The 26,182-nt window shown below is 51.1% G+C and carries 20 protein-coding genes and 1 rRNA gene; 12 read left to right on the plus strand and 9 right to left on the minus strand.

The genetic code is table 11. The annotated features are described in order from the left end of the window. Window positions 1–34: 34 nt before the first annotated feature. The 4 genes from rrf to ubiA all read left to right on the plus strand — a co-directional run bounded on the left by rrf (window position 35) and on the right by ubiA (window position 2,717). Window positions 35–148: ribosomal RNA gene (rrf, locus tag NQD60_RS00485) — 5S ribosomal RNA — on the plus strand. 143 nt (window positions 149–291) lie between these two features. Then, window positions 292–1,272: a LysR substrate-binding domain-containing protein gene (locus NQD60_RS00490; RefSeq protein WP_257100634.1), complete on the plus strand. Its 981-nt coding sequence runs from the start codon at window positions 292–294 to the stop codon at window positions 1,270–1,272. A gap of 82 nt (window positions 1,273–1,354) precedes the next feature. Beyond that, window positions 1,355–1,843: a Dps family protein gene (locus NQD60_RS00495; protein ID WP_257100635.1), complete on the plus strand. Its 489-nt coding sequence runs from the start codon at window positions 1,355–1,357 to the stop codon at window positions 1,841–1,843. A gap of 4 nt (window positions 1,844–1,847) precedes the next feature. After that, window positions 1,848–2,717 carry a 4-hydroxybenzoate octaprenyltransferase gene (gene ubiA / locus NQD60_RS00500; protein ID WP_257100636.1) on the plus strand — a complete coding sequence of 290 codons (870 nt, stop codon included), beginning with the start codon at window positions 1,848–1,850 and terminating at the stop codon, window positions 2,715–2,717. Between the two features lie 50 nt (window positions 2,718–2,767). Here ubiA and proC read toward each other — a convergent pair whose 3' ends face one another. From proC to NQD60_RS00525, 5 genes are read right to left on the minus strand one after another with little or no spacing between them, the layout of a single operon-like run. Next, complete coding sequence (gene proC, locus NQD60_RS00505) at window positions 2,768–3,580, minus strand: pyrroline-5-carboxylate reductase (protein ID WP_257101216.1); 813 nt, start codon at window positions 3,578–3,580, stop codon at window positions 2,768–2,770. Window positions 3,581–3,631: 51 nt separating this feature from the next. Further along, on the minus strand, window positions 3,632–4,327 hold the full coding sequence (locus NQD60_RS00510) for a YggS family pyridoxal phosphate-dependent enzyme (protein WP_257100637.1): 696 nt from the start codon (window positions 4,325–4,327) through the stop codon (window positions 3,632–3,634). A gap of 31 nt (window positions 4,328–4,358) precedes the next feature. Continuing rightward, window positions 4,359–5,432, minus strand: a complete 1,074-nt coding sequence (aroG, locus tag NQD60_RS00515) for a 3-deoxy-7-phosphoheptulonate synthase AroG (RefSeq protein ID WP_257100638.1) — start codon at window positions 5,430–5,432, stop codon at window positions 4,359–4,361. Between the two features lie 32 nt (window positions 5,433–5,464). Then, on the minus strand, window positions 5,465–6,931 hold the full coding sequence (gene tldD / locus NQD60_RS00520; protein ID WP_257100639.1) for a metalloprotease TldD: 1,467 nt from the start codon (window positions 6,929–6,931) through the stop codon (window positions 5,465–5,467). 27 nt (window positions 6,932–6,958) lie between these two features. Further along, window positions 6,959–10,840 (minus strand): YhdP family protein, encoded by a 3,882-nt coding sequence (locus tag NQD60_RS00525; RefSeq protein WP_257100640.1) that lies wholly within the window; start codon window positions 10,838–10,840, stop codon window positions 6,959–6,961. On the opposite strand from NQD60_RS00525, the gene NQD60_RS00530 reads away from it, so the two are divergent. Together NQD60_RS00530 and glnE are read left to right on the plus strand one after the other, a co-directional pair. Then, window positions 10,839–10,994: a hypothetical protein gene (locus NQD60_RS00530; RefSeq protein WP_223693042.1), complete on the plus strand. Its 156-nt coding sequence runs from the start codon at window positions 10,839–10,841 to the stop codon at window positions 10,992–10,994. The genes NQD60_RS00525 and NQD60_RS00530 overlap by 2 nt on opposite strands. 97 nt (window positions 10,995–11,091) lie before the next feature. Next, window positions 11,092–13,974, plus strand: coding sequence for a bifunctional [glutamate--ammonia ligase]-adenylyl-L-tyrosine phosphorylase/[glutamate--ammonia-ligase] adenylyltransferase (gene glnE, locus NQD60_RS00535; protein WP_257100641.1), 2,883 nt, complete (start codon window positions 11,092–11,094; stop codon window positions 13,972–13,974). A gap of 25 nt (window positions 13,975–13,999) precedes the next feature. Here glnE and recN read toward each other — a convergent pair whose 3' ends face one another. Further along, window positions 14,000–15,682: a DNA repair protein RecN gene (recN, locus tag NQD60_RS00540; RefSeq protein WP_257101217.1), complete on the minus strand. Its 1,683-nt coding sequence runs from the start codon at window positions 15,680–15,682 to the stop codon at window positions 14,000–14,002. Between the two features lie 116 nt (window positions 15,683–15,798). Then, on the minus strand, window positions 15,799–16,719 hold the full coding sequence (locus NQD60_RS00545; RefSeq protein ID WP_257100642.1) for an NAD kinase: 921 nt from the start codon (window positions 16,717–16,719) through the stop codon (window positions 15,799–15,801). A 194-nt stretch (window positions 16,720–16,913) separates the two neighbouring features. Here NQD60_RS00545 and hrcA point away from each other — a divergent pair, with 194 nt between their 5' ends. Continuing rightward, complete coding sequence (hrcA, locus tag NQD60_RS00550; RefSeq protein WP_223693048.1) at window positions 16,914–17,933, plus strand: heat-inducible transcriptional repressor HrcA; 1,020 nt, start codon at window positions 16,914–16,916, stop codon at window positions 17,931–17,933. Window positions 17,934–18,002: 69 nt separating this feature from the next. Here hrcA and NQD60_RS00555 read toward each other — a convergent pair whose 3' ends face one another. Continuing rightward, the gene (locus NQD60_RS00555) at window positions 18,003–18,362 is read right to left on the minus strand and encodes a CCDC90 family protein (RefSeq protein ID WP_257100643.1); all 360 of its coding nucleotides are present in this window, start codon (window positions 18,360–18,362) and stop codon (window positions 18,003–18,005) included. Between the two features lie 273 nt (window positions 18,363–18,635). Here NQD60_RS00555 and hemH point away from each other — a divergent pair, with 273 nt between their 5' ends. From hemH to NQD60_RS00580, 5 genes are all read left to right on the plus strand, one after another. Then, window positions 18,636–19,700, plus strand: a complete 1,065-nt coding sequence (hemH, locus tag NQD60_RS00560; RefSeq protein ID WP_257100644.1) for a ferrochelatase — start codon at window positions 18,636–18,638, stop codon at window positions 19,698–19,700. A 114-nt stretch (window positions 19,701–19,814) separates the two neighbouring features. Next, window positions 19,815–20,390 carry a nucleotide exchange factor GrpE gene (gene grpE / locus NQD60_RS00565; RefSeq protein WP_257100645.1) on the plus strand — a complete coding sequence of 192 codons (576 nt, stop codon included), beginning with the start codon at window positions 19,815–19,817 and terminating at the stop codon, window positions 20,388–20,390. Window positions 20,391–20,492: 102 nt separating this feature from the next. Continuing rightward, entirely contained in the window at window positions 20,493–22,427 is a 1,935-nt protein-coding gene (gene dnaK, locus NQD60_RS00570) for a molecular chaperone DnaK (protein WP_257100646.1), read from the plus strand. Window positions 22,428–22,561: 134 nt separating this feature from the next. Next, window positions 22,562–23,686, plus strand: a complete 1,125-nt coding sequence (gene dnaJ, locus NQD60_RS00575) for a molecular chaperone DnaJ (RefSeq protein ID WP_257100647.1) — start codon at window positions 22,562–22,564, stop codon at window positions 23,684–23,686. Between the two features lie 74 nt (window positions 23,687–23,760). Continuing rightward, complete coding sequence (locus NQD60_RS00580; RefSeq protein WP_257100648.1) at window positions 23,761–25,719, plus strand: chorismate-binding protein; 1,959 nt, start codon at window positions 23,761–23,763, stop codon at window positions 25,717–25,719. Between the two features lie 41 nt (window positions 25,720–25,760). Here NQD60_RS00580 and NQD60_RS00585 read toward each other — a convergent pair whose 3' ends face one another. Further along, window positions 25,761–26,159, minus strand: a complete 399-nt coding sequence (locus NQD60_RS00585) for a hypothetical protein (protein WP_257100649.1) — start codon at window positions 26,157–26,159, stop codon at window positions 25,761–25,763. Window positions 26,160–26,182 lie beyond the last annotated feature (23 nt).

A 26,182-nucleotide genomic window follows, 5' to 3' on the forward strand; every position in this document is an offset into this window, starting at 1 on the left:
ATTGAGATCGCTCTCAGTTCTTCTACCCTTTACGCCTGATGACCATAGCGTGTTGGAACCACCCCTTCCCATCTCGAACAGGGCCGTGAAACAACTCCACGCCGATGATAGTGCGGATTACCCGTGTGAAAGTAGGACATCGTCAGGCTTCTCTCTTTAACCAAAAAGCCTCCCCACAAGGGAGGCTTTTTGTGTTTTATTCGTCTCCTTTTAGTTCAGCGCCATCCTCTACAATAGCAAAGCTTCGTATGCAACTGGCATAGGACAGTTGTTTTGGTATACTGAACATACATGACCCTCACCGAACTTAAGTACATCGTTGCAATTGCTCGCGAACGGCATTTTAGCCGCGCGGCGGATGCGTGTTTTGTTAGTCAGCCCACTTTATCTGTAGCAATCAAAAAGCTCGAAGATGAGCTGAATGTGCAAATTTTTGAACGTGGTACCAGTGAAATCAGCGTAACACCGATTGGCGAACAAATTATTGCGCAGGCACAACGTGTTTTGGAACAAACCCAGGCGATTAGAGAAATTGCCAAACAAGGCAAAGATCCACTGATAGGACCGATACGCCTTGGTGTGATTTATACAATCGGGCCTTATCTGTTGCCTTCGCTGGTTAAGCAAATGATCAAGATGGCGCCGCAAATGCCATTGATGCTGCAAGAAAATTTTACTTTGAAGCTGATTGAGTTACTTAAGCAAGGTGAAATTGATGTGGCTGTGATTGCCTTGCCATTTCCTGAAACGGGGCTGGTAATGCGCCCACTGTATGATGAACCCTTTGTGGTTGCCTTACCTAAAAGGCATCCATGGGAACAACAGACTTCAATTGATGCCAACGACCTTAAGCAAGAAACCATGCTGCTCCTTGGTAACGGACATTGTTTCCGGGACCATGTGCTCGGCGTGTGTCCAGAGTTGATGCGTTTTTCACAGAATGCGGACGGTATTCAAAAAACCTTTGAAGGTTCATCGCTTGAAACTATCCGCCATATGGTAGCAAGCGGAATTGGCATTACCGTGCTGCCGTGCACTTCCGTGCCGGTTGAGCAAATTGGCAAGCATAAGATAACGCATCATAAGAATGCTGTTGATAATGCTATGCTGAGTTATATTCCATTTAAAGAACCGGTACCGGACCGCCGGGTGGTGTTGGCATGGCGCAAGAGCTTTACGCGTATGCCGGCCATTGATGTCATCTGTTCAGCCGTTGCTGCTTGCAATTTACCGGGAGCAAAAAAACTGGATTTACCCGCTAAGCAAGCATAAAACGCATTCAATTTAAGTTGCCTAAATGCCGGATACTGAATCCATCCATGTACCACAGTAATTCTTTTTTAAGGAGCATGTAATGACTAAAAAAGTCTCAGCAACTAATATCAATATTGGCATCAGCGATCAAGATCGCAAACATATTGCCGAGGGTTTAAGTCACGTATTGGCGGACACCTATACCTTATATTTAAAGACCCATAATTTCCATTGGAATGTCACCGGCCCGCAGTTTAATACACTGCACCTCATGTTTGAAACTCAATATACTGAGCTTGCTAGTGCGGTGGATGAGATTGCCGAGCGGATTCGGGCCCTAGGTTTTCCGGCTCCTGGCAGTTACCGTGAATACGCAAAACTCTCTTCTATCTCTGAAGCGGAGGGCGTGCCAGCGGCTGAAGAGATGATTCGTCAACTGGTCGAAGGCCATGAAGCCGTAACACGAACTGCGCGCAAATTTTTTCCAGTGGCTGACGATGCGCAGGATGAGCCAACTGCGGATTTACTCACACAGCGTATGCAAACCCATGAAAAAACCGCCTGGATGCTACGCTCTATGCTGGCATAAGCAAATGGCCGCTCACAAAATAGCTTGGCTTGTACCATACTGGCGTTTGCTGCGTCTGGATAAACCGATTGGTATTTTGTTGTTGCTGTGGCCAACACTGAATGCACTCTGGATTGCATCGAATGGCCCGCCGTCATTGTCGCTGTTGCTGATTTTTGTGATGGGTACGATTCTGATGCGTTCAGCTGGCTGTGCAATTAACGATTATGCTGATCGGGATTTTGACCGATATGTTGAGCGCACGCGCGAGCGGCCGATTACTTCTGGCCAAATTGCGCCTTGGCGGGCGCTGGTGTTGGCAGTCGCGATCACATTATTTTCTTTTCTGTTAATTGCCTCTCTTAATGCAATGACAAAATGGCTCGCACTGATTGCGGTGTTGCTTGCGGCCAGCTATCCATTGACCAAACGCTTTTTCGCATTACCTCAAGCTTATCTAGGCTGCGCCTTTGGTTTTGGTATACCGATGGCATTTGCCGCGGTGCAAAACCAACTGCCGCCTCTAGCGTGGGCTATGCTGATTGCAAATATATTTTGGTCAATTGCTTATGACACAGAATATGCAATGGTGGATCGTGATGATGACCGAAAAATTGGTATCCGCACTTCAGCGCTGACCTTTGGTCAATACGATGTGCTGGCGATTATGGGCTGCTATGCGTTGTTTTTGCTGATTTACGCGGCAATAGGTATTGCACTTGCTTATACATTGGCATTTTGGCTCGGCTTGATCGGCGCTATGCTATGTGCCGCGTATCATTACACGTTGATTCGTAGCCGCGAGCGGTCTGGATGTTTTGCCGCTTTCAGGCACAATAATTGGCTTGGCGGAGTATTGTTTGCAGGTATTGCCGCGCATTATGCGCTGCTTTAAGTGCGGCAGTTGCCTTCAGCAAACTTCTCTAAACGGCCGTTGTCTAAAGTTTAAGTTTGTCCGAGCTCATCTGCCATTTGCTCCGCCCTCGCCCGGGCAGCAAATGCGCCGCGCATAATGGCTTCTTTTACGCCATCCGCAGTAAACGACGTAAGCGCTGCGGCAGTCGTTCCTCCTTTTGAGCTGACGCGTTCTCGTAGCGTGCTCACGGCTTCATTAGATTGCATGGCTAACTGGGTGGCGCCATTCACTGTTGCAAGCGCCAGCGAGCGGCTTTGGGCGTCATCAAATCCAAGTTGCCGGGCGGCCTCTTCAAGGGCTTCAATAAAATAAAATACATAAGCCGGGCCGCTGCCAGAGATTGCCGTGATAGCGTCGATTTGCTTTTCATGTTCACACCAGATGACTTGCCCTGCTGCGGCTAACACAGTTTCAGCAAGCTGACGGCCCTGTGCATTCACGCTAGTCAGTGCGGTAACGCCTGTCACACCCATGCCAATTGAAGCTGGCGTGTTGGGCATGGCACGCACAATCCGCGTATAACCGCCTAGCCAGTCCTGTATCGTTGCCGCACGAATACCCGCCGCGATGCTAATCACAACTTGCCTGTTTAGATAGGGGGCGATGGCGTGAGCAATCTCTTTGAGTTGCTGTGGTTTAACCGCTAATACGAGTGCGTCATAGTGATGCAGGGCTGGACTGATCATGGCACTGGTGCGGATATGCCATTGCGCTTCGAGGCGTGCACATACATCGCTATTGACATCAATTGCATATAAATTCGATGAAGATAGGCCACCTTTAACTAACCCGCCGATGAGCGCGTTGGCCATATTACCGCCACCAATAAAGGCGATTTTCATAGAGGCTTCGCTGGCTGACTGATTCATTGAATAATGTCCTCTTAAATTTAATTAATGTCTGATGCGCGTACCAAAGATCGCTGAGCCAATGCGTACCAGTGTTGCGCCTTCGAGTATGGCGGCTTCTAAATCGGCCGACATGCCGGCCGATAAAGTATCAAGTGCGAGTCCATCGGTACGTAGCGTAGCAAACAGCTGAGACACCTTGCGGTATGCCAAACGCTGCGCATCAAGGGTATCAGCCGGGGCTGGAATGGTCATCAAGCCACGTAATTTGAGCCGCGGTAGTGTTGCCAGTGCATGTGCTAGCGAGACTGCGTCGGCGGGAGAGGCGCCACTTTTACTGGCTTCGCCGCTCATATTAACTTGTAGGCAGATATTGAGCGGCGGCAGATGGATGGGGCGCTGTTCGGAGAGCCGCTGGGCGATTTTAAGGCGATCCACGGAATGCACCCAATCAAAATGCGTCGCAGCCCATTTTGTTTTATTGCTCTGTAAAGGCCCAATAAAATGCCATTCTAGCTGCGCGCGCAAATCTGCCAACGCCTCGATTTTCTCTAGCGCTTCTTGCATATAGCTTTCGCCAAATGACGATTGTCCGGCTGCGTAAGCTGCGCGAATCATCTCGGCAGAAAAGGTTTTTGAAACAGCCAGCAAGCTTACGGCATTCTCACTCCGGCCTGCTACGCGCGCCGCATTGGCAATGCGCTGGCGTATCGTGTTGAGTTGGTTAGCAATATCGGACATGGAGGCAGCGGAAATCGTCTTGCACTATGGGTTAATTGCTACGGCTGCGCGCAATCCGCCGTTGTCTGACCGCCTCCGCTAAGCCTTCTAGTACTGTCACGCTATCGCTCCAATTAATGCAAGCATCGGTAATGCTTTGCCCGTAAGTTAGCGGCCCATCCCCTTCGAGATCTTGCCGGCCCTCAAGCAAGTGCGATTCAATCATGATGCCAACAATCCGCTCATCGCCGTTAGCAATTTGTTTGCCTATATCAGCACAGACCGGAATTTGGTTTTCGTATTGTTTGCGACTATTGGCATGACTGGCGTCGATCATGACGCGCGCAGCAAGGCCGGCTTTGGCAATTTCCGTTGCCGTCGCAGCAACGCTTGCTGCATCGTAATTAGGCATTTTTCCGCCGCGCAAAATTAAGTGACAATCTTCGTTGCCGGTGGTAGAAACAATGGCTGACTGGCCGCCTTTGGTAACCGATAGAAAATGATGAGGCCGCGAGGCGGCTTTAACTGCATCGACGGCGATTTTGATATTACCGTCCGTGCCATTCTTGAAACCCACCGGGCAGGAAAGACCAGAGGCCAGTTCGCGGTGCACCTGAGACTCTGTGGTACGCGCCCCAATCGCCCCCCATGAAATGAGATCTGCCAAGTACTGCGGGCTAATCAAATCAAGATATTCAGTCCCAGCCGGCAGGCCCAGTTGGTTAATTTTTACCAGTAACTCGCGCGCCGTGCGTAGACCGTCATTGATCCTGAAACTATTGTCTAGGTAAGGGTCATTAATCAGGCCCTTCCAGCCAATTGTGGTACGAGGTTTTTCAAAATAGACCCGCATCACGATTTCCAGCTCGCTCGCTAAGCGCGTGCGCTCAACCACGAGTTTATGAGCATATTCAATTGCCGCTTGTGAGTCATGAATTGAGCAGGGGCCAATCACTACAATCAGCCGATCTTCCATGCCATGCAAAATACGATGCAGCGCTTGCCGGCTATCGAAGATGAGCTTCGAGTTTGCTTCTGTACATGGAAATTCTCGGATCAGTTGCGCAGGTGGCGCGAGTTCTTTGAGTTCGCGAATACGGACATCGTCGGTATTGTGCGGGGACATAAAATTCTCCTGCAAATCGGTGAGTATTTTGATTAAACTGTGCCGCCAACCGTCATCTGGTCAATACGTAAGGTTGGCTGGCCTACCCCGACTGGAACACTTTGCCCTTCTTTGCCGCAAACGCCAATGCCGGTATCAAGAGCCATATCATTGCCTATCATGCTGATATATTTAAGCGATTCAGGGCCACTGCCAATCAAGGTGGCGCCTTTGACAGGCGACGTGATCTTGCCGTTTTCAATCAGATACGCTTCAGAAGTTGAAAAAACAAATTTGCCATTTGTAATATCCACCTGACCACCACCAAAATTGACCGCATATAAACCATTTTTAACGGAAGCAATGATTTCTTGCGGGTCTTTATCGCCGTTTAGCATATACGTATTGGTCATACGCGGTAACGGCAGGTGCGCATAGGATTCACGGCGGGCATTGCCGGTGATGGGCATTTTCATTAACTGGGCATTGAGGGTATCTTGCAGATAGCCCGTTAAGATGCCGTTTTCAATCAAGGTGGTGCATTGGGTTGGATTACCTTCATCGTCGATATTCAGCGAACCGCGCCGATTGGCTAAGGTGCCGTCGTCAACCACACTGACGCCTTTCGCGGCAATTTGTTGGCCAACACGCCCGGCAAAGGCGGACGCACCCTTCCGATTGAAATCACCTTCGAGGCCATGGCCAATGGCTTCGTGCAATAAAACGCCAGGCCAGCCTGGGCCTAAAATCACGCTCATTACACCAGCAGGCGCCGGCCGGGCGTCAAGATTGACCAATGCTGCATGCACCGCCTCATCAACATAGCTGGCCAACACAGCATCGCTGAAATAATCATAAGTGAAACGGCCGCCACCGCCACCAGTGCCGATTTCACGACGGCCATGCTGCTCGGCAATGACGGTGACAGAAACCCGTACGAGCGGCCGTATATCAGCCGCCAGCGCACCGTCGCCACGCGCGATAAGCACTACGTCGTACTCACCGGCTAGGTTGGCCATCACTTGTTTAATGCGTGAGTCGCGGCTGCGCGCCATCTGTTCAATGCGCTCAAGCAAGGCAATTTTTTCGTGAGCGCTGAGTGAAGTGAGCGGGTTAATGCCTAAATAAAGTTCGCGTCCTGTGACGCTATGTAACGAGTTGACTGCGCCAACGCGTGCGCGCCCCCCGCCTTGCTGGCCGAGTGCATGCGTGGTGGCGACTGCCTGTTCGAGTGCGGCTGACGACAAGTCATCTGAGTACGCAAAAGCGGTACGCTCACCGGCTACCGCGCGTACGCCGACACCTTGGTCAATGCTAAATGCGCCCGATTTGACAATACCTTCTTCAAGGCTCCATGACTCGCTGTGGGTTGCTTGAAAGTACACGTCCGCATAGTCAACCCGGCGCGTAAAAATGTCGGTGAGCATGCGCGCGAGCAGTGCTTCGTCAAGTCCATAAGGAGTCAGCAGTGTATCTTTGGCAATAGCGAGAGCGTTAAAGCCGGCTTTAATAGTATTCATAAACGTCATTTAAGAGCGACCATGCAGTCATTGTGCAGGAGCCGCTTCGATTGGAAGATCAATTTTACTCGCTTCGCTTGGAATTCGTTCAATTTGCGGGTTGGCCCATGAGCCGGTAATGGCATATTGGTGCGAGAAATTGTGTGAGATGGCGGCCGATAGGACTAATTGCGCTAGATAGCTGCTAAAGCCGAGTAAAGGATTAATGGCGGCAGTAGCCAATGCGGCGGAGCCTGCGTCAATCGATGGTACTACGGTAACGAGTAAATTCTGCGTTTCTTGCGGAATGTGGGTACTTCCGCTCATAGTGATGCGTGCGCTGGGGCTTAAGATCTCAAAATTATCGGTGTAGCCTATGCCATTTTTGACTGTTCCAGTCCCCTGAATTTGGTCAAAGGTCAAGCCTGAGCCAAATATGCCACGAAAATCTAGCATTAGAAAGCGCGCCAGGCTTTGCAACGACAAGACCCCGAGCAATTTACCAATGCCCGGCTCAACTTGCAGAATTTGTCCGCGCTGTAAATTAAATGACAACGAACTGTTCAAGCTTGGGTAATCAATGGCGATGGGCGTGCCTTGCCAGCTCACCTTGCCAACCAAGGCGCCGCTGCCATTGCGCAATGTGCGTGGCAGCCCGAAGTGGTCTAATAGGTCGCCTGCGTTATTGATTGCGAGGTTGAACTCGAGGGCAGTCTGGCGGGGGCTGTTATGTGCCCCCGGCGTTGGGGGTTGGGCGATCTGCTGGTGGCGTGGAAGGCTCCAGTAGCCGGTTGCGTTTAAAGTTGCGGTGGGGTTCAGAATGTGTAATTTGTCGAGTTGCCAAATTGGAGTGCCGTTGCCATCGGTCGTATTGTGCGCCGCCACTTCAACTTTTCCCAGAGCATGGCCGTGTACGGTCAGTTGGTCAATGATCCAATCAATTGCAGGGAGCGTGTTGGCCTGATCTTCGAGCTTTTTGCTGGTTAGCGTAGGCTCTTGAGCTGTCATTGAGGCGGGCAGGGTGAAATATTTAAAGCGCGCCCGTAGCGTGCCGCTTGGAGCGGATAAAAAAGGCTGCCAGCTCAGGTCGCCTAAAGCTTGAGGCGAAACGAGGCGAGCTTGCCAGCCGCTGCCGGTGCGATTTGCGTTAAGTTCAGGATTTTCCCAATGTCGGTTAGCTGCTGTCAGTTTTTTGATCTGAGCATGCAGATGGGTCGGTAGCCAAGCTGACCAGGTTGTAAGTAGATTGGCTTGTGCGTGATTTTTCAGTGGCTTGGATGTAGCCAACAAACCAGGAGACGTGAGAAGCGGGCTCATGGTGCTCAGCCACGCATCCAAATTGAGTTGTTCGAGATTCACGGTCGCGGTGATACAGCGTGCTGGCAAGCGCTGTTTTGGACAAATTTTGGCCGAAACAGGCTCGCCGATAGCGATTTGGCCGTCGACCACCGCCGGTTGTTGATTGCTATGCAGTAAATAAGTTGCGCTCAGCGGGCCAATTTGCAGCTCAAGGCGGCGCTGGGAAAGCGTAGAGGGCTTGGGTATTTGGGATGTGCGCGCGCGGCTGGCGCTGGCTGAGTGAATCGCCTGAGTGGGGCGGGCGGGTTTCAGCGCCAAGCGAAGTGGCATGGGCGTATTGGAGTCTTTGGCAAATGGCGCTGGCAAACCAAGGCTTAAGCCGGTTAAGTCAGAGGTTGCGGTAATTTGCGCTGCGGCGTGTTTAGGGGCTTGTATATTGATTTGATAGTCTGCGGTGCCATTTAGGTGGCGCGCTAGCGCCGCGAGTGGACTGTCATGCGAGACCTTCTGTAGTGCTTGAGCGGATAGTTGGCCATTGAGCACGATGGCGGTAAAACCGCTTGCTTTGACACCGCCGGTGCCGCTTATTCTGCCTCCTAGCCATTGCGCCTGAGGTCTGACCAGCGTGAGCGTGCGTTCAGTAAAATCAAGCTGGCCGGTGAGAGCGGTAAGCGGTGGCAAAGATCCCCAGTTTAAGCCGTTATCGGCAAAATTCAACGCCCCCTTAACCCCTGTATGCTCTCGGCCATCGCGCGGCACCTCAAGACGCAGCTTAAGTTGAGCGTTGCCACTGGCGCGCAACCGGTCAGTCAAGTGGGTAGTCCAATCTGGAATTGGGCTGGCATTGAGGTAGTGCAGCATATCGTCAAGCGGTCCATTGGCTAGGCCACTAATGATCAAGCTATCCGTGTGGGTGGATATATTATTGATATCCGCTTTAATCTTGCTAAGCATGACATTCCGATAGCGAGCAGCGTCAGCGGTCACTTTCAGTCGACTGCGATCTAGCTCAAAACGGCCACGGATACTCTCCAGCGCAGGCCATTGCGTAATAGCTTTAGCGCTGGGGTCTGTTGCGGGATAAGACGAAGGGTCGAAGCGGCCATGTTCAAACGGCGCTAAAACATAAAAAACTCCGGGTTTTTGTGGGTCTTCAAATGGAAAATCTTCAAGCGCTCCTTGTACCTCGATGACCGCTTTGCGTGAGACTCCGCCAATCAGTGCATGTTTGAGGTAGGCCCGCAGTTTTGGGTTAATGTGGGTGGGCAGATAGCGCGGCACACGGGCAACTAGCAGGCGCTCAAAGTTTGCCGACAACTTTAAATAACCTTGTTTGGAGGCATCGTTTGACCAAGCTGCATGCACACTGCCAGCGGCATCGGCGTTGGCAAAACTGAGATGAGGAAGCTGGACTTGAAGGAGCGTGCTTGAGTCAAGACGCTTAAACTGCCAATGCATTTTGCCGGTGAGTGTATCGAAATTGAGCGTCGGCTCATCAAATATGCTCTTAAGAGTGATTGACGTTTGTTTTGACGCCAGTGTCAGTGTGCCGCGGGTCTCATTGGCATCAATTGAACCGGAAAGATTAGTAAAGCCAAACAAAACAGGAGGTGACTGGCCTGCGTTGGTGTTGGCTAGAGCGGATGTGTGTGCGGCGACGCCAATATTTTCAAGTTGCGCTTTAAAACGGTAGTGTGCAATCGGCGTATTGCCCGCTTCATTTGAGCGGGCAATAGCGGCATCAGCGTGAGTGGCGGGCGGAGTTTGCTCCCATTCTATGGCGTAATCACGCAGTACACCGCGCGGTTTGATGCGGGCGATCTGGTTTATGAGTGTTGGTGAGATGGGTAATAGCTGAGCGAATTTACCTAATAAACGCAGATCGACGAGATCGCCGTGCAGGGTAATGCGCTCACCACGTCCTGTCAGGGGCGAACAATAACGCCCGTCGAAACGCCCAATTAGATTGACGGGCGCGTTATGAGCCGCATCGGATAAGATCGATGTTTGCTCCAGACGAGCCGACAACTGGCGAATGTGCACCGATATATCTGGTGGCGTGCGTTGCTGGTCGCCATGGTTAAATAGCGTGAATTGCGCACTGGTTAGCGTGAGGGCTAAGTTTGGTTGGGCTTCGTCTTGCCAATGGAGCATACTGTTATGTAGAGAGATGGTTTTTTGTAAGAGCAACCAGTCCAACCCTGTGTGCTTGCTGTTGTGACGCTCCGTGAGCGGGATCTTAGCGGGTATGCCTGCAATGGATAACCGACCATCGGCAGTGCGCCGTGCGGTCATTTCTGGGGCGTAAATATTTAGGCTCGCAAATATCGGTTTGAACCAGAGCAAAGAGCGCCATGATAGGGTGGCACTGGCGCGCGGTATGATGAGGTTGGCGTGGCCGGTGGCGTCCCGTAACAGCAATTGAGAAATTTCAATACGAGGATGCAGTGCCTGCCAGTGTCCGCTCAGTTGACCGATCGAGACTTGCATCCCAAGCGCGTGCGAGGCAGCTTGTTCAAGGCGGGGTCTGAAGGTGTCAAGCTTTGGCAAAATGCCATAGCGTAACGTGAGCGCCGCCGCTGCAATGCCGAAAAAGATGATCAGTACCAGCCCTGCGAAAACGGCAAACATGAGCTTGGCGTATGAGCATGGTTTAAAGAAACGGACTCTGCCCTTGGCTGCGCGTGGAGTGGGTGTTGGCTTAGAGGCGGGTGTGCGAGCGGGCATGCTGCGGCTAAAGGGCTATGAAATTACAGTAAAATTGAGGGAATCAGCGTATGGGTGAATGTAACACGATCCGCCGTTGAAGCTTGGCCGTATTCTCTTTAATTCCATTTAGAAGCTTACATTTACTTCAATTTTTTTGTTAGGTTACGCTAGCGATGCACCCTATTTTGCGAAGCACTACGTACTCTCGTTATAGCCAGCGCATAGTGCACGCCCAGCCTGAGTTGGTGGGGCTGGTCACGCGATGGAGTGCTGCTCCGTTGTCACGCACAGCAATCGCGCACCGGCTTGCTACACTCTTACCAATGGGCGCGGCGCGCCCCTCTGAAGCGCAGCTCAAGAGCGCGTTGCGGCAACTGCGCACGGAGGTGTTTTGTACGGTGATGGAGCGTGATCTTGCAGGCACTGCTGACCTGGCCGAGGTGACTGGCGCGATGAGCGATTTGGCCGAACTAACGATTCAATGCTCGCTCTCCGTACTGAATGCAGAATTGGAAACAGTGTATGGCGCGCCCTATGGTGCGCATGACCCTCTACCACAAACGCTTGGTGTGGTGGGCATGGGCAAGCTAGGTGGATATGAGCTCAATGTCTCATCGGATGTTGATTTAATTTTTGTTTATGCCGACGAAGGTGAAACAACTGGCGGTGAACGCTCACCCATCTCAAGTCATGAATATTTTTCAAAGCTGGGCAAAAAACTCATTGGCGCGCTGTCTGAATTAACCGCGGATGGTTATGTGTTTCGCGTGGATATGCGTTTGCGGCCTAACGGCGAAGCCGGGCCGCTGGTATGCAGCCTGCCTATGCTAGAGGAATACTTCTATGTTCAAGGGCGCGAATGGGAACGCTATGCTTGGATTAAAAGCCGGTTAGTGAGCGAGATGGAGAGTGACTCCGCTAAGCACTTAGCCGCGCAGCTTGAGGCTCTGGTCCAACCCTTTGTGTACCGGCGCTATCTTGATTTTGGGGTGATTGATGCGGTGCGTGCGCTGCATGCGCAAATTCGGCGAGAAGCGATGCGCCGTGCTTCTATGCGACCCGATAAAGCCGACGATATTAAGCTTGGGCGCGGAGGCATTCGAGAAATTGAATTTTGCGCGCAGGTTTTTCAATTGATCCGAGGCGGCCAAGATGCAGGCTTTCGCGTACGCCCAACCTTGCAAGCCTTAGCGTATGCTGCATCGCAAGGCTTGTTGGCGCCGGCGGTGGCCACCCAACTGGCAGAGGCTTATGGTTTCTTGCGGCAGTTAGAGCATCGTTTGCAGTATGCCGATGATGCGCAAACCCATGTTCTGCCCGTGGCTGAGTCTGAGCGCGTGCGGCTAGCCGCTTCGCTTGGATTTGCTCACTATGCAGCGCTTAGGCAAACATTAGACGGGCATTTGTCCAACGTTGAGCGGCAGTTTAACGAGATCTTTGCAGATAAAAACGATACCCATTATGGGCTTAGTAGTACAGCGAATCGCGCCACCCACCCTATGCCGGCGTCCATCACAGGCGTTGCAGAAACCGTTGGCGCAATAACGGCAGACGCTACGGCACAATCCATGGCGGCGGCAGAAGCTGCCGCGCTGGTTTGGAGTGAGGCGCTGGATGATGAAAATACGCCTCAATTACTCGAATACGTGGTGGCCTTGGGTTTTAACGCACCCGCTAAGGTTTTGTCGCGTTTAACGACCGTCTGGCGCTCCGTGCGTCATACCAGCTTGCCCGAAAAAAGCCGCGTGCGTTTTGATTTACTCATCGAGCGGGCGCTCCATTCTATACATGAACTTGCTGCAAAGCGTCGTGATGAAACGCTATTGCGTTTCCTTGATCTGCTCGAAACCATTAATCGGCGTGGCGCTTACCTTGCATTATTAACCGAATATCCAGCGGCCCTGGTCCGCGTGCTATCAACCTTAGGCGCTTCGCGCTGGGCGGCGGATTACTTATGTTCCCATCCGCAGCTGCTAGATGAATTGCTCGATGATGAGCTGCTAGTCAGTGCGTTCGATTGGCCCGCCTTTAAAGCTGCACTGGCCGCGCGGCTGGCTGCAGCCGATGGGGTTGAGCAGCAGATGGACCTGCTGCGCCATGCGCATCATGCAGAACTGTTCCGCATTCTTTTACTGGATCTGGCTGGACATATGACGCTTGAGCACGTCAGCGATCGACTGTCTGAGCTTGCAGACGCGATGTTAGACGTTACGCTTGAGGCCGTTTGGCAGCAAGTGCCGCGCCGTCACTGCGCGATTCCGCGTTTTGCGGTGATTGCCTATGGCAAGTTAGGTGGCAAAGAACTGGCTTATGGTTCCGATTTGGATCTGATATTTCTATATGATGACCCAGATGAGGCCGCGCCAGAAATTTATTTAAGTTTTGCACGGCGTTTAATCACCTGGTTGACGAGTTCGACGGGCGCCGGCCAGTTGTTTGATATTGATTTGCGGCTGCGGCCAGATGGCGCGTCTGGGCTACTGGTGACTGATCTGAATGCGTTTCGCCGCTATCAATTGCGTGAAGAGGGCGCCGCCAATGCTGCCTGGATGTGGGAGCATCAAGCGCTAACCCGAGCCCGCTATTGTGCCGGCGATGCACGTATTGGCGCGGCGTTTGAAGCCATTCGGACGCAGGTGCTGACTTTACCGCGTGCCGCGACCACGCTGGCCCAGGAAATAGTGGCGATGCGTGTCCGCGTCTTGGAAGGTCATCCGAATTCAAGTCCACTTTTCGATCTTAAACATGATCGGGGCGGGATGGTCGATATTGAATTTATTGTGCAATATTTTGTGCTGCTTTGCGCCGGGTCATGCCCTGAGCTGATTCGTAATGCAGGTAATATTGCTTTGCTACGCACGGCTGCAGGTTACGCGGCGATCACCGCCAGCGAGGCTGACGCCGTAGGCAATGCCTATCGTTTCTACCGTGCCTGGCAGCATAGGTTGCAACTTGATGGCATTGAGCAGCATATGCGGGTGTCAGCCGAGCAGGCGCAAACTCAGCGTGAAGCAGTGCTGGCGCTCTGGGCTCGCGTGTTTAAAAACGCTGCATAAACTAACTCGGTACTGGCCACATGACCTAAACGGCTAGCATCTCCTGCGCATGTTGGCGTGTGGTCGCAGTGATTTCAATGCCGCCTAACATCCTCGCAATTTCTTCGACGCGGCTATGTTGATCGAGTGAAGTCACTAAGCTTACGACTTGCTCAGAGGAGGTGGCTTGCTTGGTCACCCGTAAATGCGTATCACCTCGCGCCGCCACTTGCGGTAAGTGCGTGACGCATAACACCTGACGTTGTTGCCCTAGTTGGTGCAGCAAGCGGCCAACTACCTCAGCAACCGCGCCGCCAATGCCGCTATCGACTTCATCGAAGATTAGCGTTGGCGTTGGGTTAGCGGTACTGGTGATAACCGAAAGCGCCAAGCTAATACGTGCCAGTTCTCCACCTGAGGCAACTTTTGCGAGCGGTCGTAGTGGCACGCTAGCATGACTCGCGACCCGGAATTCGATGTGCTCGAAGCCGTGAGCATTGCCTAATGGATGTGTGGTTTCTGGTGCAGTCTGCGCCAGTGGCACGAGTGCCACTTCAAAGCGTCCACCCGCCATCGATAAATCTTGCATGCTTGCCGTGACTGCTGCGCTAAGCGTTTGAGCGGCTTGCGCGCGCGCTTTCGATAACTGTTGCGCTAATTTCTCATAATGGGTTCGAGCGTATGTTTCATCGGCATGTAGTCGCTCCGCATCGGTGACGGCATCCAGTGCTGCTAGCCGGGCGTGGCGCGCGGCATGTTCGGCGGGCAATGCTTCAGGGGGTACGCGGAATTTACGAGCACTGCTATGCAATGCATTCAATCGTGTTTCAGTCTGGGTGAGCCGGGCGGGGTCAAGTTCGAGTCGCTGTGCATAATGATTTAACGTATGCACGGCCTCGCTGATTTGGATTTCAGCCGGCTCCAAGGCCGCTAGCGCATCGGCCAGCTGGTCATCAATTTGTGCTTGTGCGCGGAGCTGAGCAATCAGTGCGCCAAGTTGCGGCAGCATCGCCTGATCGGATTCAGATAATATTTCCAACGCATTTTGCACGCTTTGAATTAAGCTGGCCGCATGAGTTAGGCGCCGGTGTTCTGCGTTGACCGCGTCCCATTCGCCAAGTTGAGGGGCCAACTGGTCAAATTCATCTAATTGCCAGATAAGTTGCTCGCGCTCGAGTTGCATCTCTCGGTTTGCGTCAGCTGCGGTTTGCGTTGCATTCATGGCGTCGCGCCAACTGCGCCATGCTTGCGCCGTTTCATTAGCCAGCGGGGTAAGACCCGCATGTAGATCAAATAAAGAGCGTTGTGCCTGTGGGCGCATTAATAATTGATGGGCGTGTTGGCCATGCAGATCAACCAGCATTTCGCCGATTTCACGCAGTTGCGTGAGCGTAGCTGGCGTGCCGTTGATAAAAGCGCGTGACCGGCCACTGGCGTCAATCAGTCGGCGTAACAGCACACTATCATGCTCGGTATCATCGAGCGCTTGCTCAGCGAGCCAGTGACGGGCATGATCTGATAAAGTGAATTCAGCAGTAATCTCTGCGCGCGCTTGGCCTATGCGCACAATGGTCGCATCTGCGCGGGCGCCGAGGGTCAAGGCCAGCGCATCAATCAAAATCGATTTGCCGGCGCCTGTTTCACCAGAAAACACTGTGAATCCAGGTTCAAACTCAAGTTCAAGCGTGGTAACGATAACGAAATCGCGAATCGACAAATGGCGTAGCATCTTAAGTTCGGACAAATAAAAAACACATAAAAATCAGCAAGAAATTTTAGGGTAGCGTAAAACCTAATTTGCAGCTAGCTTGCCGTTACCTTGAACTCGATCATTTGGTCGGCAGTTCAATTAAATTCAAGCTGGGAGCCATACGATGGTGGCTCGCTCCAATGCAATTTTTTGCGCAGCGTTGCATAATAGCTATAACTCAGCGGATGCAAAAAAGGCACAGTATGATTTGAGCGGCGTACTTCGATGGTATCTTCCAATTCCAAGGCGGTGAATGATTGCATATCGAAATTCACGTTAACATCGCGCCCACTCGTGATCTGAATCGCAATCTCTGAATCATCGGGCAAGACAATTGGCCGGTTTGACAATGCGTGAGGAGCGATGGGTACGAGTACGATCCCTCCTAGTTGAGGGTGTAAAATCGGCCCTTGCGATGATAAGGCATAGGCCGTTGAGCCGGTTGGGGTAGCGACAATCAGGCCATCGGAACGTTGCTCATACATGAAACAACCATTCACCTGAACCCGTAATTCGACCATGCCGGAAAAGCCGCTCCGGTTGACCACCACATCGTTGAAAGCAAGGGCATGGTAAATCGGCGCGCCAGCGCGCATGATGCGCGCTTCAAGCAAGGCGCGTTCTTCCCGTTCAAAATTGCCTGCCAGCATGGCCGGGACCGCCTGTTGCATTTCGCTAATTGAAATATCGGTGATAAAGCCAAGTCGCCCGTGATTAATGCCAATCAATGGCGTACCGTAAGGCGCCAGTTGGCGGCTAATGGCCAGCATCGTGCCATCACCGCCTAGTACAATAGCCACATCAGCGCGGCCACCTATTTCAGCCAGGGTAAGGATCGGGCAGTTGCTTAAACCATAAGCGGCTAAATCAATCACCTGAGCCGTGTTCGCCTCGAAAACAATTTCAAAACCATCTTGTTGAATGCGGTTAGCGAGGATCGCCAATAACTCTCCAATACGTAGAGCATCGGTGCGGCCGATAAGAGCGATCGTTTTAAAAGGAGCGTTGTTTTGCATAGTTTTACACCGTGATTGAAAAAACGGCGCGAAATTCTGAGATAAAGTTACGAATGGCACGGAAAGGAAACATAGCATGTTTGCCCGAATAGGCAACACTGCTTTTTAATCAGTTCATCTTATTTCGCTCAACTGGGCCAAAAACGGATGGTAAATACGCTGTTACTGTAACGATTGCGCTACAATTTGATGCTATGTTAGACCCACGCGCCAAGATTTTGCTGAAAACCCTGATTGAACGGTATATTGCCGAAGGTCAGCCGGTGGGTTCGCGCACACTTTCTAAGTATTCTGGCCTTGAGCTGAGTCCTGCGACGATCCGTAATGTCATGTCTGACCTTGAGGAATGTGGGCTTATCGTGAGTCCACATACCTCGGCAGGACGCATCCCTACGCCACGCGCCTACCGGCTCTTCGTCGATACGATGCTGGTAGCTCAGCCGCTTACGGACGATGCTCAAGTTGAAAGTACGGTCCGCACCCGGCTGCAGCCGGGTGAGCCGGCCAAGCTGGTGGCGGCTGCGGCCAGTGTGCTATCGAGTTTGTCGCAATTTGCCGGGGTTGTCTTGACGCCGCGCCGCAGCCATATATTTAAGCAGATCGAGTTTATGCGGCTTTCGGAAAAACGCATCCTGCTGATTATTGTGACCCCTGAAGGCGATGTACAAAACCGCATTATGGCGACGCAAAAGGAATATTCGCCTGCGCAGCTGATCGAGGCATCAAATTATATTAATGCGAATTATGCGGGTTTAAGCTTTAATGAAGTCCGCCAACGCTTACGTGAAGAAATCGAAGCACTGCGTGGCAATATGACTCATTTAATGCAAGCCGCGATTGTCGCAAGTACCGAGGTTTCCGATTCGGGCGAAGCCGTATTGATTTCTGGCGAACGGAATTTACTTGAGGTCGCGGATTTATCATCCGATATGGACCGCTTGCGCAAGCTATTTGATATATTTGACCAGAAAACCGGTTTGTTACAATTGCTTGATGTCTCTAGCCATGCGCAAGGCGTGCAAATTTTTATCGGCGGTGAATCAACGCTCGTACCGATTGAGCAAATGAGCGTTGTCACCTCATCCTATGAAGTCGATGGCAAAATTGTGGGCACACTCGGCGTCATTGGTCCGACGCGCATGGCGTATCAACGTGTGATTCCGATTGTTGATATCACCGCAAAATTGCTATCGCAAGCACTGAGCCAGCGTTAACCCAAATATGACAGCCATAGCCTGGCTCAGGTTAACGTTAACGTTAATCGTGAGCTTTGGTGGCCTTGATTAACTGAAAAATTTGCTCAGTGCTGCCGCAGCGCCAAGCAGAGCCGCCATAATGAATGTAAGTTTAATGGTTAAGCGCAGTTCGAGTTTTTCCAGCTTGGAATCCACCTCGGTGCGGAAACCAGAGATATCTTTTCTCAGGTCTTTTATTTCAACGCGTAACTCTTCACGCACCCCTTTTATTTCATGCTGTAACTCTTCTTTAACAGCTTGCAAGTCTTGTTTGGTGGGCAGCTCTTGGAAGTTGACGGCAAATATCTCTGATAAGACTTCTGCCTCAGCTTCTGCGTGAGCGCTTGAAACGCCTGCTTCTTTCAGGCGTTTAGCAAATTTTAGTGTGTCAAATAAAGCGATAGCCATGACGTATTCCCTCAGTTTTTTCAAATTTAACATAGGTAGCATATTGAGCCTAATGATTTATTGGCATTGCTTTTACTGATGCGTATGCGTACACACACTCAGTACTTTATTTGGAGCAAGCCATAATTTATACTGTTGGGTGTAAATATAAACCACTTTATGCGAAGTGTAAATAAAAAAATAGGCTATATATAAAAATCTTGCGATAGTCTCGGTTTTTCAAAAAATCATCGCTGATCTTGTTCATTTCTTTATTTCTTATGGTCTGTCCCGATGCATTTTGAGCTTGAACCACAGGCCCGCCCAAGTCATTCATCGCGTGTTGCGGTATTGTTGATTAACCTTGGTACACCGGATGCGCCAACGCCACGCGCCGTTAGGCGTTATTTGGCCGAATTTTTATCTGATCCGCGTGTGATTGAAATTCCAGCATTGATCTGGCAATGGATTTTGCGCTTGTTTATATTGCCCTTGCGCGGGCGCCCAGTGGCGGCTAAATATGCGTCAATATGGTTGCCGGAAGGCTCGCCTTTGCGGGTCTATACCGAGCAACAGGCTAAAGCATTGCAACAGCACCTTAAAGCGCCGGGTGACGAGGTTAGCGTGGAATACGCGATGCGCTATGGCGCGCGCAATATCCCTGCTATGCTGACCCAATTAAAGCGCGCAGGGATCGAGCGTATCTTATTGGTGCCGATGTATCCACAATATTGCGCAGCCACTACCGCCTCCTCTTTTGATCGCGCGTTTACTGCTTTGCAGCATATGCGCAACCAGCCAGAGTTGCGAACGATTCGGCACTATGCGGATTTTCCGCCTTATATTGCGGCACTTGCGGCACAGGTACGCGCTCATTGGGCGGTGCATGGCAAGCCAGATTTTGCCTTAGGAGGCCGCTTGCTGCTGAGCTTTCATGGAGTGCCTAAGCGCATCATCGATTTAGGTGATCCATACTATATACACTGTCAGCTAACCGCAACCTTGTTAGCGCAAGCATTGAATTTATCTGAAACTGAATCGCTGTTAACGTTTCAATCACGCTTTGGTCGCGCCGCCTGGCTCAAGCCTGATACTGCATTAGTACTCAAGGAGTTAGGGGCGGCAGGGGTAAAGCGGGTTGATGTATTTTGTCCTGGCTTTCTGGCAGATTGTTTAGAAACGCTCGAAGAAATCGGCATGGAAGGGCGCGATATTTTTCTGCAGGCGGGAGGCGAGGAATATCATTACATTCAATGTCTGAATGCTGCGCCGTCGTTTATCGCTAGCCTAGCAGAATTGGTCAGAGTGCACCTGCAAGGTTGGGTGGCTCAAAATTCGTCGGGCCCCCTCTTGAAATAAAGGGTTTGGCCCTAAATATAAGTTCTTATAAAAGTTGTATCCCGTAAAACTTCCTTTAACGGGATACGTGCGTTGTGTAAAATTATTCTTTTAAATTGGATAAGCAGATTAAATATGGAAGAAAAGCAGCCTGACCAAACGATTCAGCCACATGATGCGCCAAAGACTGAGGCCATACCGCAAGAAAGTACCCCGCTGATTGAGCCGGCGCTTGTCAAGGCGCTGGAAAAAATCGCCGAACTCGAGGGAAATTACCTGCGTGCAAAGGCTGAAACCGAAAATATGCGCCGCCGCGCCCAAGAGGATGTTGAAAAAGCACATAAATTCGCAATAGAGCGTTTCGCTGAGCATCTTTTGCCTGTGTTGGACAGTTTTGAAGCCGCTCTGACCGATTCTTCAAGCGATATCGCCAAAGTGCGCGAAGGGATTGAACTGACTCTGCGCCAGTTTAATAACGCGCTTGAAAAAGGACGTGTCGTGGCGATTAATCCAGCGCTTGGCGAGAAATTCGATCCGCATCTGCATCAAGCTATTTCAATGGTCAGTGCTGAGCAGGAACCCAATACGGTCGTTACCGTTTTGCAAAAAGGCTATCTGATTGCTGAGCGTGTCCTGCGCCCGGCGCTCGTGACTGTCTGCGAGCTTAAGAACTCTACGCCAACGCCTGTGCCTCATGCTGGCCTTGCGTAAAAATACACCTTGAAAATAAGCATATCGTACTTATTTTCAATTTAGTTTGAATAAACAGGTAAGTAATACGCTTACAAAGCTTTAAAAGATTAGGAGAATAAAATGGGTAAAGTTATCGGCATTGACCTCGGCACCACCAACTCTTGCGTCTCAGTGATGGAAGGCAATCAGGTCAAAGTGATTGAAAATTCAGAAGGCGCTCGTACCACGCCTTCTATCGTCGCTTATATGGAAGATGGTGAGATTTTTGTCGGTGCGCCGGCTAAGCGGCAAGCCGTGACCAATCCACGTAATACGATTTACGCAGTTAAGCGCCTGATCGGGCGGCGTTTTGAAGAAAAAGAAGTGCAAAAAGACATTGGCTTAATGCCATATAAAATCATTAAAGCAGATAATAATGATGCCTGGGTTGACGTGCGTGGCGAAAAACTTGCGCCACCACAAATTTCGGCTGAAATCCTGCGCAAAATGAAAAAAACGGCGGAAGACTATCTAGGCGAGCCGGTCACCGAGGCGGTTATCACCGTACCTGCTTACTTTAATGACAGTCAGCGCCAGGCAACCAAAGACGCAGGCCGGATTGCTGGACTTGAAGTCAAGCGCATCATCAACGAGCCTACTGCGGCAGCGCTTGCTTTTGGGTTGGACAAAAAAGAAAAAGGCGATCGTAAAATCGCCGTTTATGACTTAGGTGGCGGCACCTTTGACGTATCGATCATCGAAATAGCCGATGTTGATGGCGAAATGCAATTTGAAGTCCTGTCGACCAACGGCGATACTTTCCTGGGTGGCGAGGACTTTGATCAGCGCATTATTGACTACATTATCGGCGAGTTTAAAAAAGAGCAGGGCGTTGATCTATCGAAAGATGTGCTGGCGTTGCAACGCCTAAAAGAAGCTGCTGAAAAAGCCAAAATCGAGCTTTCGAGTTTGCAACAAACCGAAATTAACCTGCCCTATGTTACGGCGGATGCAAGCGGGCCTAAGCATCTGAACATGAAGATTACGCGTGCCAAACTTGAGGCGCTGGTTGAGGAGTTAATCACACGCACGATCGAGCCATGCCGTACCGCGATCAAAGATGCGGGCGTGAAAGCGAGCGAGATTCACGACGTTATTTTGGTTGGCGGCATGACGCGTATGCCAAAAGTGCAAGAGAAGGTCAAAGAATTTTTCGGTAGAGAGCCTCGCCGTGACGTCAATCCAGATGAAGCTGTAGCTGTGGGCGCCGCGATTCAGGGCCAAGTGCTGTCGGGGGACCGTACCGATGTGCTATTGCTCGACGTGACGCCATTATCGCTTGGGATTGAAACGCTGGGCGGCGTGATGACCAAGATGATTAAAAAGAACACCACGATCCCTACGAAATATTCACAAGTGTTCTCAACGGCCGATGACAATCAGCCCGCCGTGACAATCAAAGTGTTCCAGGGCGAGCGTGAAATGGCTGCGGTGAATAAATTGCTGGGTGAATTTAACCTTGAAGGAATTGCTCCTGCGCCGCGTGGATTGCCGCAAATCGAAGTGACTTTCGATATTGACGCCAATGGGATTTTGCATGTGTCGGCTAAGGATAAGGCAACTGGCAAAGAAAACAAGGTCACGATCAAAGCCAACTCAGGGTTGTCTGAAGCTGAAATTGAACAAATGGTGAAAGACGCTGAAGCCAATGCTGTTGAAGACCAGAAGCTGCGCGAGCTAGCCGATACGCGCAATCAAGGCGATGCCTTAGCACATAGCACCAAGAAAGCGCTAGCTGAGCATGGCGATAAGCTTGATGCTAGCGAGAAGACTAGCATTGAGGACGCATTAAAAGCGCTTGAAGAGATGCTAAAGCGTAGCGATGCGGATAAAGCGGAGTTCGATGCAAAGATCGAAGCGCTCGCCCAAGTTTCACAAAAGCTGGGTGAAAAAATGTATGCCAATATGCAAGCAGATCAGGCGGCAGGTGAGTCAGCCGGCGCGGCTCAGGCAGAGGCCGGCGGCTCGAAAGAAGATGTGGTTGATGCTGATTTCACGGAAGTTAAGAAAGACTAAAGCTTGCTGAAAGAGCGCGTGCTTTAATTGAAAGCCGCATCAACAATGCCTGGTGAACCTTTCGGTTCGCCGGGCAAATCTTATTTGTAGACATGGAGCGGTTCGCTAAAAATTTAAGCGAATCCTGAATCAATATGGCGAAACGGAATTACTACGACGTTTTGGGGATCCCCAAAAACGCAAGCGATGACGAAATCAAGAAAGCATATCGTAAGCTTGCGATGAAGCATCACCCGGACCGTAACCCAGATAATAAAGACTCAGAAGCGCATTTTAAAGAGGTCAAAGAGGCCTATGAAATGCTCTCCGACCCGCAAAAACGCGCAGCCTATGATCAATACGGTCATGCTGGCGTTGACCCCAATATGGGTGGCGGGCAGCAAGGTTTCGGTGGTTTTGCGGATGCCTTTGGCGACATCTTTGGCGATATTTTTGGAGGTGGCCAAGGACGTGGTCAGGCCGGCGGTTCGCGCGTGTATCGAGGCGCCGATTTGCGTTATGGCATGGAAATTTCACTTGAGCAGGCTGCCCGCGGCTACGAAACCCAAATTCGGGTACCCTCCTGGGAGTCATGCACGACCTGCAGTGGCTCGGGGGCCGCGGCCGGCACGAAACCACAGACTTGCCCAGGTTGTTCTGGCACGGGTGCTGTGCGGATGTCGCAAGGATTTTTCAGCGTTCAGCAAGCCTGCCCAAAATGCCATGGTAGCGGTAACTATATTGCACAGCCATGTAACTCTTGTCACGGTGCCGGTAAAATCAAAAAAAATAAGACCCTGGCCGTCAATATCCCCGCCGGCATTAATGATGGCATGCGCATCCGCTCATCAGGTAATGGCGAGCCTGGCCTAAATGGTGGTCCGCCGGGGGATTTATATGTAGAAATTCATATCAAGCCACATTCCGTTTTCGAGCGTGATGGTGACGATTTACATTGCCAGATGCCGATGCCATTTACCACCGCGGCTCTGGGCGGGGACATAGAAGTGCCCACTCTGCATGGGCGCGCGAGCTTTAACGTACCGGAAGGCACGCAGCCAGGGAAAACTTTCCGCTTGCGCAGTAAAGGTATTAAAGGTGTGCGTTCCAATGTGGCGGGGGACCTCTACGTGCACGTGCAAGTTGAAACCCCAGTTAAACTCACCGACGAACAACGGGCATTGCTTAAGCAATTTGAGCAATCGTTAGCGGCTGGCGGCGAGCGACATAACCCACAAAGCAAGCGCTGGTTCGATCGAGTCAAAAGCTTTTTCGAATAAGCCTCAAACCTTTACGTTGCGCAGGTCTAAGATTGAGAGTGATGCCGTGACGTTAAGGGAGATGTTTAGGTGAGATGATGGCAGTCACGGATTTAACGGACGCTGATTGCTTTGCCTTGCTCGATGATTGTGATGCGAGCGAGGTAGCCCCTACGAGTCGCCTGTACACCGATTTAGCGCATCAACGTATATGCGTTGAGATAGGCGATTGGGACTCTGTGTGTAATGCCGTAGACGCTGACTTGCGCGCTGGGCTGCATGCGGTTGCATTAGCTGACTATGAATGGGGGGTGCGGGCGCAGCTCAAGCAAACAGAATGGGCTGAGCCAAACCATGGCAGCGCAACCATGCCGTCATTTCGGTTCTTGTTATTTCGTGAGTGCGCACATCTGGCACGGCATGAAACTGACGCATGGCTTGCCATGCGTGATGCAGCGGCTCTTGAGCCGAGCGTGGCCGGTATTGCCGAACTCCACGCCAGCGTGGATGAAGCTGATTTTAAGCAGGCGCTTTCATCTATCCAGGCGGCATTGCATGCCGGAGATGCATATCAAATCAATTACACGTATCGGCTGAATTTCAAAGCTTTCGGTTCGCCCGTTGGCTTGTATCGGCGCTTACGTGGGCGTCAACCGGTACCCTACGGCGCACTCATTGCGCTGCCCAATGATCGTTGGCTCATTTCTTGCTCGCCGGAACTTTTCTTGCGTCACCAAGTAGGAAAAATCACCGCCCAGCCGATGAAAGGCACGGCTGCCCGCGTGCATGAAGCGTTAGCGGATACCGATGCCGCCTCTGCGTTAGCCTCTGACCCGAAAACCTGCGCAGAAAATCTAATGATTGTTGATTTGCTGCGCAATGATATTAGCCGTATCGCACAGACTGGCTCGGTGCAAGTACCCGCCTTATTTGCGGTTGAACCACACCCGACGGTTTGGCAAATGACCTCGACCGTAACCGCGCAATTGCGTGCGGAGGTTAATTTTGCCGCGATTATGCGTGCGCTTTTTCCATCGGGCTCGATTACGGGCGCCCCCAAATATCGTGCGATGCAATTGATTCGCGCACTTGAGAGTACGGAGCGCGGCGTATATACCGGAGTCATTGGTTGGCTTGATGCGCCGCCGTTAAGACCGTCATCGTCGTCAGCTGCGACCTCATTCAGTCAAGTACCTTTGCTATCTCTGCCAGGGGTGCCTAATGGATCCATACCGGCCAGCGGCAATTTCTGTCTATCGGTGGCAATTCGCACCTTGACCCTCGAGGCGCGGCGCTCTGACGGCCTGCGCGATGGCCGCCTAGGGATTGGGGCGGGAATTGTATACGATAGCGTCGTGGCCGATGAATACGCCGAATGTAGATTAAAAGCCCGTTTTTTAACTGAGATGGATCCAGGTTTTGCGCTGATTGAGACGATGTACGCAACACGTGAGCACGGGGTGCGTCATCTTGCGCGGCATTGGCAGCGTTTGCGTGAAGCTGCGCATTATTTTGGTTTTAACTGGGATATTAACGGCTTGCGCACGAGACTCGATGCAACGATCGCTACCTTGCCAGCAAACTCGGCACAGCGGCTGCGGCTTACCTTAAATAAATATGGCGAAATTGAAATCACAAATATGCCATTTGTGTCGCTGCATCAACCCGTCAAAGTGCTGCTTGCGGCGGACGCGGGTTTTGCGCCAGTGGCGGCAGGCGATGTATGGTTACGTTATAAAACAACCGTACGCGCAAGCTATGAGCGTGCTCAGACTGAAGCTAAGCGCCTTAATGTATTTGATTTGCTGTTTTGTAATACACGCGGCGAGGTCACTGAAGGAGCGCGCAGTAGTATTTTTATTAAACTTAAAGATCGTTGGGTGACTCCGCCGGTTAAAAGTGGGCTTTTGCCTGGCACCATGCGCGCAGCCTTACTTGAAGATGCAACCTGGGATGCCACTGAGCGCACGCTTACACTCAATGATTTGTATAGGGCAGAAAAGTTGATTGTTTGTAATGCATTACATGGGACATTAGAGGCAAAGCTGGCTTAGTCAATTAGCCAGTCCATTGCCAGTATTTTGCAACCCAATATTTATAATCGAAAATGACGCAATGCGTTATTGGTCCAGGGTAAATGAAGTGCTTGCCGTATATCTTCACGCAACAGCGATAAAATTCCGCTTAAATCGACGTTTTTATTCGCAACAAATTCTTCCATAAATTTATCTATGGCAGCGATGAGTTCTACTGAACCAAAAATCTGAATATCTGCTATGGCAGATTCAACATTAGCGATTTGACTATCCGTTAATTTTTCTCGGTTAGACGCAGACTCTAATTTCCGATAGGCGTCTAGTAAATACTCGGTAATAAGGTCGCGTTGTCTGTTCTTACGGTCTCTAAGAACACCGAATTGATAGGTCACAATCCATCCCGTAATAGCAATTAATCCAGCAATTGAATGTTGATACTTTGCAAGTATTTCAAGCATAAATTTCGCTGACATAAATTACA

The organism is Mycoavidus sp. SF9855 (genome assembly GCF_024582735.1).
GTDB lineage: Bacteria > Pseudomonadota > Gammaproteobacteria > Burkholderiales > Burkholderiaceae > Mycoavidus.

Excerpts from the sequence above, each read along its gene's own strand:
- NQD60_RS00490 (WP_257100634.1), top strand. The coding sequence starts at position 292 with ATGACCCTCACCGAACTTAAGTACATCGTTGCAATTGCTCGCGAACGG.
- NQD60_RS00495 (WP_257100635.1), top strand. The coding sequence starts at position 1,355 with ATGACTAAAAAAGTCTCAGCAACTAATATCAATATTGGCATCAGCGAT.
- ubiA (WP_257100636.1), top strand. The coding sequence starts at position 1,848 with ATGGCCGCTCACAAAATAGCTTGGCTTGTACCATACTGGCGTTTGCTG.
- proC (WP_257101216.1), bottom strand. The coding sequence starts at position 3,580 with ATGAAAATCGCCTTTATTGGTGGCGGTAATATGGCCAACGCGCTCATC.
- NQD60_RS00510 (WP_257100637.1), bottom strand. The coding sequence starts at position 4,327 with ATGTCCGATATTGCTAACCAACTCAACACGATACGCCAGCGCATTGCC.
- aroG (WP_257100638.1), bottom strand. The coding sequence starts at position 5,432 with ATGTCCCCGCACAATACCGACGATGTCCGTATTCGCGAACTCAAAGAA.
- tldD (WP_257100639.1), bottom strand. The coding sequence starts at position 6,931 with ATGAATACTATTAAAGCCGGCTTTAACGCTCTCGCTATTGCCAAAGAT.
- NQD60_RS00530 (WP_223693042.1), top strand. The coding sequence starts at position 10,839 with ATGAGCTTGGCGTATGAGCATGGTTTAAAGAAACGGACTCTGCCCTTG.
- NQD60_RS00525 (WP_257100640.1), bottom strand. The coding sequence starts at position 10,840 with ATGTTTGCCGTTTTCGCAGGGCTGGTACTGATCATCTTTTTCGGCATT.
- glnE (WP_257100641.1), top strand. The coding sequence starts at position 11,092 with ATGCACCCTATTTTGCGAAGCACTACGTACTCTCGTTATAGCCAGCGC.
- recN (WP_257101217.1), bottom strand. The coding sequence starts at position 15,682 with ATGCTACGCCATTTGTCGATTCGCGATTTCGTTATCGTTACCACGCTT.
- NQD60_RS00545 (WP_257100642.1), bottom strand. The coding sequence starts at position 16,719 with ATGCAAAACAACGCTCCTTTTAAAACGATCGCTCTTATCGGCCGCACC.
- hrcA (WP_223693048.1), top strand. The coding sequence starts at position 16,914 with ATGTTAGACCCACGCGCCAAGATTTTGCTGAAAACCCTGATTGAACGG.
- NQD60_RS00555 (WP_257100643.1), bottom strand. The coding sequence starts at position 18,362 with ATGGCTATCGCTTTATTTGACACACTAAAATTTGCTAAACGCCTGAAA.
- hemH (WP_257100644.1), top strand. The coding sequence starts at position 18,636 with ATGCATTTTGAGCTTGAACCACAGGCCCGCCCAAGTCATTCATCGCGT.
- grpE (WP_257100645.1), top strand. The coding sequence starts at position 19,815 with ATGGAAGAAAAGCAGCCTGACCAAACGATTCAGCCACATGATGCGCCA.
- dnaK (WP_257100646.1), top strand. The coding sequence starts at position 20,493 with ATGGGTAAAGTTATCGGCATTGACCTCGGCACCACCAACTCTTGCGTC.
- dnaJ (WP_257100647.1), top strand. The coding sequence starts at position 22,562 with ATGGCGAAACGGAATTACTACGACGTTTTGGGGATCCCCAAAAACGCA.
- NQD60_RS00580 (WP_257100648.1), top strand. The coding sequence starts at position 23,761 with ATGATGGCAGTCACGGATTTAACGGACGCTGATTGCTTTGCCTTGCTC.
- NQD60_RS00585 (WP_257100649.1), bottom strand. The coding sequence starts at position 26,159 with ATGCTTGAAATACTTGCAAAGTATCAACATTCAATTGCTGGATTAATT.